The organism is Rhodophyticola sp. CCM32 (assembly GCF_004751985.1).
Classification (GTDB): domain Bacteria; phylum Pseudomonadota; class Alphaproteobacteria; order Rhodobacterales; family Rhodobacteraceae; genus Rhodophyticola.
In genome coordinates, this window is record NZ_CP038492.1 from 619,832 (window position 1) to 634,981 (window position 15,150).

Annotated in this window: 16 protein-coding genes and 1 pseudogene; all 17 read left to right on the top strand. The window is 64.8% G+C overall.

Going from position 1 to position 15,150, the window contains the following annotated elements; all coding sequences use genetic code 11:
- The first annotated feature begins 47 nt into the window (after window positions 1–47).
- Window positions 48–1,346, top strand: coding sequence for a DNA-packaging protein (locus E2K80_RS03065; RefSeq protein ID WP_135376453.1), 1,299 nt, complete (start codon window positions 48–50; stop codon window positions 1,344–1,346).
- Window positions 1,347–1,453: 107 nt separating this feature from the next.
- Window positions 1,454–2,617: a phage portal protein gene (locus E2K80_RS03070; RefSeq protein WP_135372667.1), complete on the top strand. Its 1,164-nt coding sequence runs from the start codon at window positions 1,454–1,456 to the stop codon at window positions 2,615–2,617.
- A complete protein-coding gene (locus E2K80_RS03075; protein WP_135372669.1) occupies window positions 2,614–2,859 on the top strand; it encodes a GTA head formation protein, RCAP_rcc01685 family in 246 nt (81 codons plus the stop codon). The genes E2K80_RS03070 and E2K80_RS03075 overlap by 4 nt, the downstream gene beginning before the upstream one ends.
- A gap of 9 nt (window positions 2,860–2,868) precedes the next feature.
- Entirely contained in the window at window positions 2,869–3,432 is a 564-nt protein-coding gene (locus E2K80_RS03080; protein ID WP_135372671.1) for an HK97 family phage prohead protease, read from the top strand.
- Window positions 3,433–3,580: 148 nt separating this feature from the next.
- Complete coding sequence (locus E2K80_RS03085; RefSeq protein WP_135372673.1) at window positions 3,581–4,783, top strand: phage major capsid protein; 1,203 nt, start codon at window positions 3,581–3,583, stop codon at window positions 4,781–4,783.
- 173 nt (window positions 4,784–4,956) lie between these two features.
- Complete coding sequence (locus E2K80_RS03090; protein WP_135372675.1) at window positions 4,957–5,544, top strand: head-tail connector protein; 588 nt, start codon at window positions 4,957–4,959, stop codon at window positions 5,542–5,544.
- Complete coding sequence (locus tag E2K80_RS03095; protein ID WP_135372677.1) at window positions 5,541–5,870, top strand: head-tail adaptor protein; 330 nt, start codon at window positions 5,541–5,543, stop codon at window positions 5,868–5,870. Before E2K80_RS03090 ends, E2K80_RS03095 begins: the two co-directional genes overlap by 4 nt.
- Entirely contained in the window at window positions 5,867–6,280 is a 414-nt protein-coding gene (locus tag E2K80_RS03100; protein ID WP_135372679.1) for a DUF3168 domain-containing protein, read from the top strand. The genes E2K80_RS03095 and E2K80_RS03100 overlap by 4 nt, the downstream gene beginning before the upstream one ends.
- A 39-nt stretch (window positions 6,281–6,319) precedes the next feature.
- Window positions 6,320–6,733, top strand: a complete 414-nt coding sequence (locus E2K80_RS03105) for a phage major tail protein, TP901-1 family (RefSeq protein WP_135372681.1) — start codon at window positions 6,320–6,322, stop codon at window positions 6,731–6,733.
- Between the two features lie 4 nt (window positions 6,734–6,737).
- Window positions 6,738–7,052, top strand: coding sequence for a gene transfer agent family protein (locus E2K80_RS03110; RefSeq protein ID WP_135372683.1), 315 nt, complete (start codon window positions 6,738–6,740; stop codon window positions 7,050–7,052).
- Window positions 7,049–7,267 carry a rcc01693 family protein gene (locus E2K80_RS03115; RefSeq protein ID WP_135372685.1) on the top strand — a complete coding sequence of 73 codons (219 nt, stop codon included), beginning with the start codon at window positions 7,049–7,051 and terminating at the stop codon, window positions 7,265–7,267. The genes E2K80_RS03110 and E2K80_RS03115 overlap by 4 nt, the downstream gene beginning before the upstream one ends.
- Window positions 7,268–7,270: 3 nt before the next feature.
- Window positions 7,271–7,933 carry a phage tail tape measure protein gene (locus tag E2K80_RS03120; RefSeq protein WP_135372687.1) on the top strand — a complete coding sequence of 221 codons (663 nt, stop codon included), beginning with the start codon at window positions 7,271–7,273 and terminating at the stop codon, window positions 7,931–7,933.
- Between the two features lie 16 nt (window positions 7,934–7,949).
- Window positions 7,950–8,581: pseudogene (locus E2K80_RS03125) on the top strand (phage distal tail protein, Rcc01695 family).
- The gene (locus tag E2K80_RS03130; protein ID WP_135372689.1) at window positions 8,578–9,462 is read left to right on the top strand and encodes a DUF2163 domain-containing protein; all 885 of its coding nucleotides are present in this window, start codon (window positions 8,578–8,580) and stop codon (window positions 9,460–9,462) included. Before E2K80_RS03125 ends, E2K80_RS03130 begins: the two are co-directional and overlap by 4 nt.
- On the top strand, window positions 9,459–9,893 hold the full coding sequence (locus E2K80_RS03135) for an NlpC/P60 family protein (RefSeq protein WP_135372691.1): 435 nt from the start codon (window positions 9,459–9,461) through the stop codon (window positions 9,891–9,893). Before E2K80_RS03130 ends, E2K80_RS03135 begins: the two co-directional genes overlap by 4 nt.
- A gap of 5 nt (window positions 9,894–9,898) precedes the next feature.
- The gene (locus tag E2K80_RS19405) at window positions 9,899–14,368 is read left to right on the top strand and encodes a baseplate multidomain protein megatron (protein WP_238475637.1); all 4,470 of its coding nucleotides are present in this window, start codon (window positions 9,899–9,901) and stop codon (window positions 14,366–14,368) included.
- Window positions 14,361–15,077, top strand: a complete 717-nt coding sequence (locus E2K80_RS03145; RefSeq protein WP_135372693.1) for a DUF2793 domain-containing protein — start codon at window positions 14,361–14,363, stop codon at window positions 15,075–15,077. Before E2K80_RS19405 ends, E2K80_RS03145 begins: the two co-directional genes overlap by 8 nt.
- Window positions 15,078–15,150 lie beyond the last annotated feature (73 nt).

Below are 15,150 nucleotides of genomic sequence, written 5' to 3' on the forward strand. Positions count from 1 at the left end.
CGCTGAGATCGGCCTCCGCCTGGCTTGCCTCAGAACCGCCGGAAGTGGTGGAGAGATTTCTGGCGGGGTTGAGTGACGCGGCCCTTGCGGCTTTGCCTTATGTGTTTGACGTCTGGGCGCTGCCGCATCAATTGCCGCCGGAGGGGGATTGGCGGAGCTGGGTCATTCTGGGCGGTCGCGGCGCGGGGAAAACCCGCGCCGGGGCGGAATGGGTGCGGGCCATGGTGGAAGGCGGCACGCCCGAGGCGCCGGGACGGGCGCGACGGGTGGCGCTGGTGGGGGAGACCTATGATCAGGCATTGGCGGTGATGGTGAAGGGGGAGAGCGGGATACTTGCCTGTTCTCCCCCCGACCGTTGCCCGCGCTGGGTGGCGGGTGAGCGGTTGCTGATCTGGCCGAACGGGGCGGAGGCGCGGCTGTATTCCGCCCATGACCCGGAGGCGTTGCGCGGGCCGCAATTCGATGCGGCCTGGGTGGATGAGCTGGCGAAGTGGAAACGGGCGGAAGAGACCTGGGACATGTTGCAATTCGGGCTGCGGCTGGGCCGTCATCCGCAGCAGGTTGTGACGACGACCCCCCGCAATCTGGGGGTTCTGAAGGATTTGCTTGCGCGTGACAGCACGGTGATGACCCATGCGCCGACAGAGGCGAACCGGGCCTATCTGGCGCCGTCTTTTCTGGAGGATGTGCGGGAGCGGTATGGGCAAACGCGGCTGGGGCGGCAGGAGCTGGATGGCGAATTGCTGGAAGATGTGGAGGGCGCCCTGTGGCGCCGGGCCGATCTGGATGCCGGGCGTGTGGATCAGGTGCCGGAGGGTGCGGGCGTGATTGTGGCGGTGGACCCGCCGGTGACCGGGCATGACGGGTCTGATGCCTGCGGGATCGTGGTGGTGGCCGTGATGCGGGACGGGCCGCCGGAGACATGGCGCGCGGTGGTTCTTGAGGATTGTTCGGTCCGGGCGGCAACGCCGCAGGGTTGGGCGGAAGTGGCCAGCGCCGCATATCACCGGCACCGGGCCGAGCGCATGGTGGCGGAGGTCAATCAGGGCGGTGATCTGGTCGAGACGATCATGCGGCAGACCGATCCGCTGATCAATTACCGGGCGGTCCGGGCGTCGCGGGGCAAGGTTGCGCGGGCCGAGCCGGTGGCGGCGCTCTATGAACAGGGGCGGGTGGCGCATCTGGGGGTCTTGAGCGCGTTGGAAGACGAGATGTGCCGGATGGCCCTGACCGGGTTTGAGGGCCGCGGCAGCCCGGACCGGGTGGATGCGCTGGTCTGGGCGCTGACCGACGGGATGCTGGTGCCCGCGCGCGCCTATCGCAACCCGAAGCTGCGGGTGCTTTAGGAACCTGGCAGCAGGATATCGGACCGGGACGGGGCGCTCATCTGCCCTTGTTGGGGGGCCTCGCAATCGCGACGGCGCCCTTTTTCATGGATTGAGGAGAGATGCGGATGGTGTTGGAGTTCTTGAAACGGGGGGTGTCTGGGATGCCGGAGGCCAAAGCCTCGGCCACGGGGCGGGTGATGGCCTGGGCGGGCACCGGGCGCGTGGCCTGGAGCCCGCGCGACACGGTATCGCTGACCCGTACGGGGTTTCAGGGGAACCCGGTCGGCTATCGGTCTGTAACGCTGATTGCCGAGGCGGCGGCGGCTTTGCCGGTGATCTGCCAGGATGCGGAGCGACGCTATGACATGCATCCGGTTCTGGGGTTGCTGGCGCGGCCCAATGCAGGGCAGGGGCGCAGCGCGCTGATGGAGGCGCTCTATGCGCAGCTGATGCTGTCGGGCAATGGCTATGTGGAGGCGGTGGCGCCGGAGCCGGGCATGCCTGCGGAGTTGCATGTGTTGCGGTCCGACCGGATGCGCCTGATCCCCGGTGTGGATGGCTGGCCCGTGGCCTATGAATATACGGTAGGGGCAAAGACCCACCGGTTTGCGCCGGAGCTGATTTGCCATATCCGCAATTTCCACCCGCAGGATGACCATTACGGGCTGGCGCCGTTGCAGGCGGCGGCAACGGCGATTGATGTGCATAATGCGGCCTCTCGCTGGTCGAAATCCCTGCTGGACAATGCGGCGCGGCCTTCGGGCGCGATTGTCTATCGTGGTGTCGATGGGGCGGGCGGGATGAGCCAGGAGCAGTTCGACCGGTTGCAGGAGGAGATGGAGGCGCATCATCAGGGCGCGCGCAATGCGGGCCGCCCGATGCTGCTGGAAGGCGGGCTGGACTGGAAACCGATGGGGTTTTCGCCCTCGGATATGGAGTTTCAGAAGACCAAGGAGGCGGCCGCGCGGGAGATTGCGCTCGCCTTTGGTGTGCCGCCGATGTTGCTGGGCATTCCGGGTGACGCGACCTATGCGAATTATGCGGAAGCCAACCGGGCGTTTTACCGGCTGACGGTGCTGCCGCTGGCGGCCAAGGTGCTGGCGCAACTGGCCCATTGGCTGTCGGGATTTGCCGGTGAGGTGGTTGATCTGAGGCCGGATCTGGATCAGGTGCCGGCGCTGTCATCGGAGCGGGATGCGCAATGGCGCCGCGTGGCCGAGGCCGCGTTTCTGACCCAGGCCGAGAAGCGATCAATGCTGGGTCTGCCGAAACTGGCGGAGGATGCATGAAAGAGCGTGAGGCCGGGGGCTCCCGGTTTCTGTATGACCCGTTTGATGTGGCCAATGCCCGGATCGAGGCCAATGAGCGGGTGCTGGAAGAGCGCTGGCTGGCGCTGACCTTTCGGTTGAAAGCGATCGAGACTGCCCTGGAGCGGCTGGAAAAGCGGCTGTGGCTGGCGGTTTTTGGCGTGGTCAGCGTGATCCTGGCCCAGGGTGTGGCCGAGCTGATCCAGATGAGTTCTGGCGGATAGGAGACTGGAATGACAGCATTAAGTGAGGCAGGGCTTGAGACCAAGTTCTGCCAGTTCGACGAGGCGCTTGTCGTCACCGAGGGCCACAGGATCGAGGGCTATGCAAGCCTGTTCGGGGCCTGTGATCAGGGCGGTGATGTGGTGCAGGCGGGGGCCTATGGGCGCAGCCTGAATGCCCTGAAGAGCGCCGGGCGTTCGGTGAAAATGCTCTGGCAGCATGACCCGGCACAACCCATCGGGATCTGGGATGAGGTGCGCGAGGATGGCACCGGCCTGTGGGTCAAGGGCCGGCTGCTGGACAGTACCCAGAAGGGCCGCGAGGCCGCTGCATTGATCGAGGCGGGCGCGATTGACGGGCTGAGCATCGGCTATCGCACGGTGCGGGCAACGAAGGACGGGCAGGGGCGCAGGCTTCTGTCGGAGGTGGAGCTTTGGGAAGTGTCGCTTGTGACCTTCCCGATGCTGCCACAGGCACGGGTGGATGCCCAAATGGCCACAGAGGCCAAGGGCGACATCCTGCAAGACCTGGCGACGGTGTTTCAGGACGCCCGCCGTAAACTGGCGGCGCGCTAAAGCAGAAATCGTTTCATCTGACTCGAAATTCGCTGCCTCTTCATCAGCAAACTGCTGATCTCGAACGCGAATTTTGATGAGCGATGTTGCAGACTAAAACGATTTCGCTATAGGCCCGCTGTCTCATTCCAACAATCAGGATGATGTGATGACCGAGACCGAGACCAAGTCCGGGGCCGGGGGTGGTGTGTCTGCCAGCCAGGGTCCGGCGGCTGATGTGAAGATGGCCCTTGACGGGTTTCTGAGCGAATTCAGCCAGTTCCAGGACGACATGACTGCAAAATTTCATAAACAGGAAGAGCGTATTTCGATGCTGAACAGCAAGACCATGACCCATTCCCGCCCGGCCTTGTCGGCGGCTGTTGACGAGGGCGCGCCACATAAAAAGGCGATGTCCACCTATCTGCGCTGCGGCGATGACGACGCGTTGCGCGGCCTTGAACTGGAGGGCAAGGCACTGAACGTGGCGGTCAATGCGGAAGGCGGGTTTCTGGTGGACCCGCAGACCGCCGAGCAGATTCAGGGCGTGTTGCGCGCCTCCTCTTCCCTGCGGTCGGTGGCCAATGTGGTGAATGTGGAGGCCACATCGTTTGATGTGCTGGTGGACCATACCGATATCGGGGCGGGCTGGGCGACAGAGGATGATGCCCAGGCCGAGACCGATACGCCGCAGATCGAGCGCATCGCGATCCCGCTGCATGAATTGTCGGCCCTGCCGAAAGCGTCACAACGGTTGCTGGATGACAGCGCGTTTGACATTGAAAGCTGGCTGGCCGACCGGATCGCCGACAAGTTCAGCCGGGCCGAGGCGATGGCGTTCATCTCGGGCGACGGTACGGATAAACCGACCGGGTTTCTGAGCCATCCGAATATCGACAATGAAGGCTGGAACTGGGGCAAGCTTGGCTATGTGCTGACCGGCACTGACGGTGATTTCGATGCCACGAACCCGGCAGATGCGGTGGTTGATCTGGTTTATGCGCTTGGCGCCCGATATCGTGCGAATGCGTCCTTTGTGATGAACTCGAAAACCGCAGGCGCCGTGCGCAAGATGAAAGATGCCGATGGCCGGTTCCTGTGGTCCGACGGTCTGGCGGTGGGGGAACCTGCACGGCTGATGGGGTATCCGGTGCTGATCGCCGAGGATATGCCCGATATTGCCGCCGATGCGATGGCCATCGCCTTTGGTGATTTCAACGCAGGCTACACGATTGCCGAACGTCCGGACCTGCGGGTGTTGCGTGATCCGTTCAGCGCCAAACCCCATGTGTTGTTCTATGCCACCAAGCGTGTGGGCGGGGATGTCAGCGATTTTGCGGCAATCAAATTGCTGAAATTCGGATCGCTCTGACTGCGGTCTGAGTTCAGGCCAAAGATCCCTTTCGGATGATTGACATTCGGAAGGGCGGGTGTGACCGGCGCTGATTTTGCGTTTTCCAGCTGCGTATTCTTTCTTTCGCACGAGTGGCGCGGAGGGTCGGTCACCCCATCTTTTTGAGGTAGGTTTTTCCCGGAGAAAACAACATGATGATGGTCGAATTGACCTCGGTATCCAGTGCGGCCCTGCCAGTGGCGGAACTGACCGATCATTTGCGACTGGCCACCGGGTTCGCCGATGATGGCAGCCAGGACGGGCAGTTGGAAAGCTGCCTGCGCGCGGCCCTGTCGTCGATTGAGGCGCGGATCGGCAAGGCGCTTTATCAGCGTCGTTTCGCCTGGCAGTTGAGCAAATGGCAGTCAGACGAGGTGCAGGCGCTGCCACTGGCACCGGTGGAGAGCATCGAGAGCATCAAGGTGATCTCGCGTTCCGGGGTGGAGACGGTGCTGGACAGTGACAGATATGTGCTGCGCAGCGACACCCACCGGCCCGATATTCTGGGCCTTGGCGGGGCGTTGCCCTCGCCGTCCCAGGGCGGGACGATCGAGATTGAATTCACCGCCGGTTACAGCGCGGACTGGTCCGGCGTGCCGGCGGATCTGCGTCAGGCGGTGATGATACAGGCAGCCGAGTTTTATGGCGGCCGGGCCGATCATGACACCGGGTTGCCCTTTGCCGTGACAGTGCTGATCGAGCCTTATCGCGCGATCCGCCTGCGGGGGGGCACGACATGAGCGCGGGCCCTCATCTGTCGCGCCGCCTGCGTCTGGAGGGGCCTGCACGCGCGCCCGATGGCGCAGGCGGGTTCGTTGAGGTCTGGGAGCATCTGGGGATCATCTGGGCCGAAGTGGCACCGCGCACGGGCCGTGATGACGCGACAATCTCGCGTCTGGGCCTGCGGATCACAGTGCGGGCCGCGCCGCAGGGGGCGCCCTCGCGGCCCACGCCGCAACAGCGGTTCGTGGATGGCACGCGGATTTACCGGATTGAAGCGGTGACCGAGACCGACCCGGAGGGCCGGTATCTGACCTGCTATGCCAGTGAGGAGGCGGGCGCATGAGCTATGGGATCACAGCCGCGTTGCAGGCGGCGATCTATACCGCCCTGACCGGGGATGCGGCGCTGACGACACTGGTTGACGGGGCCGTTTTCGATGCGCTGCCGCCGGGGCCGGTGCCGTCGATCTATGTCAGCCTGGGGCCGGAACGGGTGCGTGACCGGTCTGACAAGCTGGCCGGTGGCGCGCAGCATGATCTGAGCCTGACGGTGACCAGCGATCAGGCCGGGTTTCAGACCGCCAAAGAGGTTGCGGCGCGGATTTCGGATGTGCTGGACGGGGCCGATCTGGCCCTGTCGCGGGGCCGGCTGACCAGCCTGCTGTTCACCCGGGCGCGCGCCCGGCGGACCCGCGCGGGGCGGGAGATCGAAATCTGGTTCCGCGCTTTTGTGGATGATGCCGCACCTGTCTGAGGAACGTCGCACAGGTCTTTGATATTATTGGAGAGAAATATGGGTTCGCAAAATGGTAAGGACCTTCTGCTGAAGGTCGATCTGGATGGTCAGGGTGTGTTTGAAACCCTGGCGGGGCTGCGCGCGACGCGGCTGAGTTTCAATACGGAAACAGTCGATGTGACCAGCCTGGAGTCCACCGGTGGCTGGCGTGAATTGCTGGGCGGGTCGGGCGTGAAATCGGCCGCGTTGAGCGGGTCGGGCGTGTTTCGGGATGCGGATACGGATGAACGGGCGCGGCAGATCTTCTTTGACGGCGAGGTGCCGGAGTTTCAGGTGATCCTGCCGGATTTCGGCACGGTGGAGGGGCCGTTCCAGATTACCGCGATTGAATATGCGGGCAATTATGACGGGGAGGCGACCTATGAGATGTCGATGGCCTCGGCCGGTGCGTTGACCTTCACGCCGCTGTAACCCGATGGCAAACCCCCTGAGAGGCGAGGTGGCGCTGGTTCTGGATGGCGAGCGCCGGGTCTGCAAACTGACCCTTGGCGCGCTGGCCGAGCTGGAAGACCATTTGCAGGCAGACAGTCTGGCGGTGCTGGTGGACCGTTTCGAAAGCGGTTCATTACGTGCCCGTGATGTTTTGCTGCTGATCTCGGCGGGGTTGCGCGGGGGCGGCTGGAGCGGCGACCTGTCCGATCTGCTGCAAGCCGAGATCGAGGGCGGGCCGCTGGAAGCCGCGCGGGTGGCCGCGCGGATGCTGGCGCTGGCCTTCCGGCCGCCCCAATGAACAATCCGAAGGGCAAGGACGGTTTCGACTGGCCCGGGCTGATGCGTGCAGGCCTGCAGGGTCTGGGGCTGACGCCTGACCAGTTCTGGGCGCTGACGCCGTCGGAATTGCTGATGATGCTGGGTGAGGGGCAGGGCCCCACGCCTTTGGGGCGGGCGGGGCTGGAGGCTTTGGCCGCAAAATTCCCTGACAATATACGGGCCATGGAGGGCTGAGACATGACCGAACTGGAGGATGGCATTGACGGGTTCCAGGCCCGGATCGACCAGCTGGAGGACAGCCTGTCAGGGGCCGGTACGATGGTGGGCGCGTTCCGCATGGAGGTAGACGAGATGCAGCAGGCGTTGCTGTATTCGCGGCGCGAGGCCGAAGGTATGTCACGGTCGATCGGCGGCGGGTTGCGGCGGGCCTTTGACGGGGTGATCTTTGATGGGCTGCGGCTGTCCGATGCGCTGCGCGATGTGGCGCAAAGCATGGTGGATGCAGCCTATAACACCGCGATACGCCCGGTGCAGAACGCGGTTGGCAGCGCGCTGACCAACGGGGTCAATTCCCTGGTCAGCGGTCTTCTGCCGTTCCAGAAAGGCGGCGCGTTCGGCAATGGCCGGGTGATGCCCTTTGCCCGGGGCGGGGTGGTCAACGGGCCGATGCAGTTTCCGATGCGCGGCGGTATCGGCCTGATGGGCGAGGCGGGGCCAGAGGCGATTATGCCGCTTCGCCGCGGGGCCGATGGCCGTCTGGGCGTTGCATCGGCCGGGGGCAGCCCGGTGAACATCACCATGAACATCACCACGCCGGATGCGCAGGGGTTCCGCCGCAGCCAGACGCAGATTGCCGCGCAGCTGAGCCGGGCCATGGCGCGCGGACAGCGCAACCGCTGAACAAGGACACCAGAACATGTCATTTCACGAAGTCCGGTTTCCCGCCAATCTGAGCCTCGGCTCGGTCGGCGGGCCCGAACGGCGCACCGATGTGGTGACGCTGGCCAACGGGTTTGAGGAACGCAACACCCCCTGGGCACATTCGCGCCGGCGCTATGACGCGGGCGTGGCGATGCGCAGCCTGGATGATCTTGAAACGCTGATCGCGTTTTTCGAGGCGCGGCGCGGGCAGCTTTTCGGGTTCCGCTGGAAGGATTGGGCGGATTACAAAAGCTGTGCCCCTCGAAAGAGTCGGACTACCGCGATCAGCAGATTGCCATCGGCGATGGGGTCAGCCGGGTTTTTCAACTGAACAAGACCTATAAATCCGGCGAGAACAGCTATACCCGCCCGATCACCAAACCGGTTGCGGGCACGGTGCTGATGGGGATTTCCACCGACGCGCTGGTGGATACGATCCATTACAGCGTCGATCTGGCCACAGGGCTGGTCACGTTTGTGGATATTCCCGAAGCGGGGGAGCGGATTACGGCGGGGTTCGAATATGACGTGCCGGTGCGGTTTGACACCGCCAGCATCCAGACCTCGGTGGCGACGTTTCAGGCCGGGGATGCGCCAAGCGTGCCGGTGGTGGAGATCCGGTTATGAGCGGTGCGGAGGCGCTGGATGCGCATCTGGCAGAGGGTGCGACCGGGGTTGCGCGCTGCTGGAAACTGATCCGCCGCGACGGGGTCTGTTTCGGGTTCACCGATCATGATGAGGCGCTGGCATTTGACGGTGTGACCTTCAAGGCCGAAAGCGGGCTGACCGCCGCGGCGCTGAGCCAGACCACGGGTCTGTCGGTGGACAATACCGAGGCTGTGGGTGCGTTAAGCGATGCCGCGATCACCGAGGCGGATATCGAGGCCGGACGGTTTGACGGGGCCTGGGTGGAAGCCTGGCTGGTGAAATGGGATGCGCCCGAGGCGCGGGTTTTGCAGTTTCGCGGCTCCATCGGGGAGCTGGTGCGCCAGAACGGGGCGTTTTCGGCAGAGCTGCGCGGTCTGGCAGAGGCGATGAACCAGCCGCAGGGGCGGGTTTACCAGAAATCCTGCACCGCGATTCTGGGGGACGGGGTTTGCGGGTTTGATCTGGATACAGCCGGGTACAGCACGGAGCGCCCGGTCGAGGTGATCGAAGAGGCCCGGGTATTCCTGTTCGAGGGTCTCGATACGTTCGAGCCACGCTGGTTTGAAAAGGGCCGGGTGCGGGTGTTGAGCGGTGCGGCTGAAGGGCTGGTGGGTATGGTCAAGAATGACCGGTTTTCCGAGGGCGTGCGCCGGGTCGAGCTGTGGGAGCCGTTGCGCGCGGCAATTGTTGCGGGCGATATGGTGCGGCTGGAGGCAGGGTGTGACAAGCGGATGGAAACCTGCCGGTTGAAATTCGACAACCTGCTGAATTTTCGCGGCTTTCCGGACATTCCCGGCGAGGATTGGCTGATAAGTGTGCCCGCGCGGACCACGACCCGCAACGGGCAGAGCCGCCGATGACCGACATGGTGGTCGGCGCGGCGCGGGGCTGGCTGGGCACGCCCTATCTGCATCAGGCCAGTTGCAAAGGGGCCGGGTGTGATTGTCTGGGGCTTTTGCGCGGTGTCTGGCGTGAGATCTATGGGGCGGAGCCGGAGATGGTGCCGCCCTATACGCGGGACTGGGCGGAACCCCGGGGCGAGGAACGGCTTTGGGCGGCGGCCCGGCGCCATCTGACGCCGCGACCCCTGGCGCGGCCCATGCGGGGGGATGTGATCTTGTTTCGCATGCGTCAGGGAAATGTGGCCAAACATCTGGGATTGCAGGCGGAAACCGGGCCTGCACCGACATTCATCCATGCCTATTCCGGGCATGGTGTGGTGGAAAGCGCGCTGACCGCGCCCTGGGCCCGGCGCGTTGTCGCACGGTTTGCCCTTCCCGAAAGGACGTAAAAGACATGGCAACGATTGTTCTGTCAGCCGTTGGCGCGGCGATTGGCGGTGTCGCTGGCCCCAGCACGTTTCTGGGTCTGACCGGGGCTGTTGTGGGCCGGGCCGTGGGGGCCACGCTGGGCCGGGTGATTGACCAGCGGCTGCTGGGGGCCGGGTCAGACCCGGTTGAGGTGGGGCGGATGGAGCGGTTCCGCCTGACCGGCGCCAGCGAGGGCAGCCCGGTGGCGCAGATTTTCGGGCGGATGCGTCTGGGCGGGCAGGTTATCTGGTCCACCCGGTTTCTGGAAACGGTGACCCGGTCGGGCGGCGGTGGCGGTGGCAAGGGCGCCCCGGCGCAGCCTGAGACCACCAGCTATTCCTATTCGGTCAGCCTGGCGATGGCGCTGTGTGAGGGCCGGATTCTGCGGGTCGGGCGGATCTGGGCCGATGGGGTGCAAGTGTCGCGGGACGAGATCACCCTGCGTGTCTATCGCGGCACCGAAGACCAGATGCCGGACCCGAAGATGGAAGCCATCGAAGGGGTGGGCACCGTGCCTGCCTATCGCGGCATCGCCTATGTGGTGATCGAGGATTTGCAACTGGGGCAATTCGGCAATCGGGTGCCGCAGCTGAGTTTCGAGGTGATCCGCCCGGCGCAGCCCGGGACACAGGCCTTCCTGCCGGCCCCGTCCGAGGCGGTGCAGGCGGTGGCGCTGATGCCGGGCACGGGCGAATACGCGCTGGCAAGCACGCGCGTGACCTATCGCCAGTCGATTGCAGAGGTCAGTGCCGCCAACAGCAATATGTCGGGCCGCGAAAGCGATATGCTGACCGCATTGGATGATCTGCGGGGGGAATTGCCCGGGATCGGTTCGGTTTCGCTGGTGGTGAGCTGGTTCGGGGACGATCTGCGCGCCGGGCATTGTCTGGTCAAACCCAAGGTGGAACAGGTCGCGCGGGACGGGGTGGAGATGCCCTGGCATGTGTCCTCGGTGACCCGGGCGGGGGCAGAGGTGGTGGCGCAGATTGACGACCGTCCGGTTTATGGCGGCACGCCTGCGGATGCCTCGGTGATCGAGGCGATCACGGCGATCCATGCAGGCGGGCAAGAGGTGATGTTCTACCCTTTCCTGCTGATGGAAATTCTGGAGGGCAACGGGTTGCCCGACCCGTGGTCAGCGGCGGAAGATCAGCCAAGTTTCCCCTGGCGGGGCCGGATCACAAGCGACAAGGCCCCGGGGCAGCCCGGAAGTGCGGACCGGACAGCGGCCAACCGGGCGGCGGTTGCGGCGTTTTTCGGGGCGGCTGAGGTCAGCGATTTCACCATATCGGATGGTCAGGTTACCTATAGCGGCCCCGAGGATTGGGGCTATCGCCGGTTCATCCTGCATTATGCGGCGCTGTGTGCGGCAGCGGGCGGGGTTTCGGCGTTTTGCATCGGCACCGAAATGCGCGGGCTGACCCGGATGCGCGATGATATCGGCTTTCCGGCGGTGGCGGCGTTTCAGGCGCTGGCCAGGGATGTGCGCCATTTTCTGCCCGATGCAAAGCTGAGCTATGCGGCGGACTGGTCGGAATATTTCGGCTATCAGCCGCAGGATGGGTCAGGCGATGTGTATTTCCATCTGGACCCGCTTTGGGCCGATGAGGCGATCAATTTCATTGCCATCGACACCTATATGCCCCTGTCCGACTGGCGCGACGGGACCGGGCATGCGGATGCGGAGTGGGGCTCTGTCTACAATCTTGATTACCTGATGGCCAATGTCGAAGGCGGCGAGGGGTATGACTGGTATTACGGTTCGGCCGAGGGGCGCGATGCGCAGCGGCGGCTGCCGATCACCGATGGGGCAAGCGGGGTATCGGTGGGGCCGGTTCTGGATGCGATGCCGCCGGGCATATCGGCGTCTCTGGCGCTGGACGGGCGGCAGGAAACCGCGGTCTTTTCAGGCTCTGTGCGGTTTCCCGAGACACCTGCGGATGCGGTATTATGGGAAGCGGGCGGTGCCGCTGCGGGGGCCTGGATGGGGGTGCGTGATGGCGGGGCTGTCTTTCGGTTGCGGGCCGGGTCCGGTGCGGCTGCTGCGGGGTCGGATGCCGGGACGGCGGTTCTGGATCTGGATGTGGCGCTGTTGCCCTTTGACGGGCATCTGCATGAGCTTGTCTGGGAGGTGAGACCGGCGGCCCCGGGCCATGTGAAGCTGTGGGTCGATGGGCGCCTGATGGGCACCGGTGCGGTGTCCGATGCATCGGATATGTCGGGTGGCGCCTGGGCGGATGTCTCGGACATGCGCTGGATCGGCCCGATGGCGCCGGGCAATATGCCGCTTGGCGAACCCGACGCGGATTGGCCTGAAACAGAGGCCGGCGATCTGAGCTTTCATGGCCATGTCACCGAAGGCCCCACAAATGCGCCCTGGGTGTTTCGGTATAAGGCGCTCCGCGACTGGTGGTCCGAGATGCATCATGACCGGCGCGGCGGCTATCAACTGGCGACAGCCAGCCCCTGGGTGCCGCAGTCGAAACCGATCTGGTTCACGGAAATCGGCTGCCCTGCGGTGGATAAGGGCACCAACCAGCCGAACAAGTTTCTGGATGCCAAAAGCTCGGAAAATGCGCTGCCCTATTTCTCGAACGGGCGGCGGGATGATCTGATCCAGACGCAATATCTGCGTGCGCTGATCGGGTATTGGAGCGATCCGGCCAACAACCCGGTATCCATGATCTATGACGGGCCGATGGTGGATGTCTCGAAGGCCCATGTCTGGGCCTGGGATGCGCGGCCCTGGCCGGCCTTCCCCAATGACCGGGCGCTGTGGAGCGATGGTGTGAATTATGGGCGGGGTCATTGGATCTCGGGGCGGATCTCGGGCCAGCCCCTGTCGATGGTGGTGGCGGAAATCTGCGAAAAGGCGGGTGTGACGGAATATGACGTCTCGGCGCTGTACGGGTTCGTGCGCGGCCATGTGTCCTCGGATATCGAGACCGGGCGGGCGCGGATACAGCCGCTGATGATGGCCTATCAGTTCGGCGCGGTGGAGCGTGAGGGCAAGCTGGTCTTCCTGCATCTGCCTGCCACGCCCGATGGGGAGGTTCTGGAGGCGCTGACTGCCGTCGATGAGGAGGGGGAGGCCGGGCTGCGCCTGACCCGTGCGCCCGAGGCCGAGACCATGGGCCGGGTGCGCGTGGAATATACCGAATCCGACGGCGTGTATGAGACCCGCGTGGCCGAGGCGATCTTTCCCGATGACGCGGATATCGGGATCAGCCAGAGCGATCTGCCCCTGTCGCTGACCCGGGCCGAGGCGCGGGGCATTGCGGAACGCTGGCTGGCCGAGGCACGGGTGGCGCGTGATACGGTCCGGTTCGATCTGCCGCCTTCACGCCGGGCCCTGGGGGCCGGGGCGATGATGGCGCTGGAGGATGGGTCCACCTGGCGGATCGACCGGGTGGAGGATATGGGCGCCCGCCGGATCGAGGCGGTGCGGGTCGAGACAAGCGTGGCCGAGCCGTCGGATTCGGTGGATGAGGCGGTGACGCAGCAGGCCTTTACCCCGCCTTTGCCGGTCAGCCCGGTGTTCATGGATCTGCCGCTTTTGACCGGTGATGAGGTGGAACATGCGCCGCATCTGGCGATTGCCGCCGTGCCCTGGCCGGGATCGGTGGCGGTCTATTCCTCGGTCAGCGACAGCGGATATACGCTGAACCGGGTGATCGAGGCGGGGTCGCTTGTCGGCACGCTGGAGACGCCGCTGGCTGCGGCCAGCCCCGGGGTATGGGATCGCGGCGCGCCTTTCCGGGTGCGGATCGCGGCTGGCGGCGGATTGTCCTCGGCAGAGAGGGCCGATGTGCTGAACGGGGCCAATGTGGCAGCGATCGGGGCGGGCGATGCAGGCCCGTGGGAGGTGATGCAATTCGCCAATGCGGTGCTGGTCGGACCGGGCCTGTGGGAGATTTCCATGCGGTTGCGCGGGCAGGCGGGCAGCGATGGCATCATGCCGGATATCTGGCCGCCCGGCAGCCTGTTCGTGCTGCTGGACGGGGGCCCTGAGCAGATTGATCTGGCGCTCTCGGCCCGGGGGCTGGCGCGATATTACCGGATCGGTCCGGCAAGGCGACCGCTGGATGATGCCAGCTATGAGGAACGGCATCTGGCCTTTGACGGCGTGGGGTTGCGGCCTTACGCGCCTGCACATCTGAGGGCGCGGGCCGGGGCGGCGGCCTTGGATCTCAGCTGGGTCCGGCGGACGCGGATTGACGGCGACAGCTGGCAGGGCACGGAGGTGCCGCTGGGCGAGGAGAGCGAGGCCTATCTGGTGCAGATCCGCGATGCCAGTGGGCTGAAACGGGAGGTCACGGTCAGTGCGCCCGCCTGGAGCTATAGCGATGCGGCCCTTGCCAGCGATGGCACAACCACACCCTACAGCATTGATGTTGCTCAGATTTCCGGGCGGTTTGGCCCGGGGCCCTTTACAAGGATCATGATTGATGACTGATACTCCACACTTGAACCTGCCGCTTTTAAGCCCGTCACAGGCGCAGAAACATGTGACCGTGAACGCCGGGTTGAGCCGGTTGGACGGGATGGTGCAACTGCGCCTGCAATCGGTGACGCAGAATGATCCGCCGGGGGTGGCGGAGGACGGCATCTGCTATGGGGTGCCGTCAAACGGCGTCAACGCATGGGCCGGGCAAGGCGGCAATATCGCCATTTTTGTCAATGGTGGCTGGGATTTTGTGCCGCCGCGCCGGGGGTTCCGGGCGGTGATCCTCGATCAGGGCGTGCTGGCGATGCATGACGGGGAGGATTGGCGCGCAGGTGCGGTGACCCTGACCCAGAACGGTGCGGGGATGGCGCTGCGCTCGGTCGAGACGGATGTGACGATCACCGCCGGGGCCAGCGTGGAAACGCCGGTGATTTTCCCCGAACGCGCGCTGGCCTTCGGGGTGACCGGGTTGGTCACCACGGCCATCGGCGGGGCCACGACCTGGCGTCTGGGGGTGGATGGGGATGATCTGCGCTATGGCTCGGGGCTGGGCGTGAGTTTGAATTCCTGGGTTTCGGGACCGTCCACGCCGCTGGTCTATTGGTCCGCGACCCCGCTGCTGATCTCGTCCGAAGGGGCGGATTTCACCGAAGGGGTTGTGCGGATTGTCGCCCATTATGCGATGCTGGCCCTGCCCGACACTATAGCTTCGGCCTGAAATTCCACACCACCCCACACCACCCTTCCGCCCGGCGGTACCGCCGGGCAGCGCCCACCCCTCGGTTCGGGCG

Bases quoted from the DNA above. Each gene is read 5' to 3' on its own strand.
- E2K80_RS03070 (WP_135372667.1), top strand. From the start codon at position 1,454: ATGGTGTTGGAGTTCTTGAAACGGGGGGTGTCTGGGATGCCGGAGGCC.
- E2K80_RS03075 (WP_135372669.1), top strand. From the start codon at position 2,614: ATGAAAGAGCGTGAGGCCGGGGGCTCCCGGTTTCTGTATGACCCGTTT.
- E2K80_RS03080 (WP_135372671.1), top strand. From the start codon at position 2,869: ATGACAGCATTAAGTGAGGCAGGGCTTGAGACCAAGTTCTGCCAGTTC.
- E2K80_RS03085 (WP_135372673.1), top strand. From the start codon at position 3,581: ATGACCGAGACCGAGACCAAGTCCGGGGCCGGGGGTGGTGTGTCTGCC.
- E2K80_RS03090 (WP_135372675.1), top strand. From the start codon at position 4,957: ATGATGATGGTCGAATTGACCTCGGTATCCAGTGCGGCCCTGCCAGTG.
- E2K80_RS03095 (WP_135372677.1), top strand. From the start codon at position 5,541: ATGAGCGCGGGCCCTCATCTGTCGCGCCGCCTGCGTCTGGAGGGGCCT.
- E2K80_RS03100 (WP_135372679.1), top strand. From the start codon at position 5,867: ATGAGCTATGGGATCACAGCCGCGTTGCAGGCGGCGATCTATACCGCC.
- E2K80_RS03105 (WP_135372681.1), top strand. From the start codon at position 6,320: ATGGGTTCGCAAAATGGTAAGGACCTTCTGCTGAAGGTCGATCTGGAT.
- E2K80_RS03110 (WP_135372683.1), top strand. From the start codon at position 6,738: ATGGCAAACCCCCTGAGAGGCGAGGTGGCGCTGGTTCTGGATGGCGAG.
- E2K80_RS03115 (WP_135372685.1), top strand. From the start codon at position 7,049: ATGAACAATCCGAAGGGCAAGGACGGTTTCGACTGGCCCGGGCTGATG.
- E2K80_RS03120 (WP_135372687.1), top strand. From the start codon at position 7,271: ATGACCGAACTGGAGGATGGCATTGACGGGTTCCAGGCCCGGATCGAC.
- E2K80_RS03130 (WP_135372689.1), top strand. From the start codon at position 8,578: ATGAGCGGTGCGGAGGCGCTGGATGCGCATCTGGCAGAGGGTGCGACC.
- E2K80_RS03135 (WP_135372691.1), top strand. From the start codon at position 9,459: ATGACCGACATGGTGGTCGGCGCGGCGCGGGGCTGGCTGGGCACGCCC.
- E2K80_RS19405 (WP_238475637.1), top strand. From the start codon at position 9,899: ATGGCAACGATTGTTCTGTCAGCCGTTGGCGCGGCGATTGGCGGTGTC.
- E2K80_RS03145 (WP_135372693.1), top strand. From the start codon at position 14,361: ATGACTGATACTCCACACTTGAACCTGCCGCTTTTAAGCCCGTCACAG.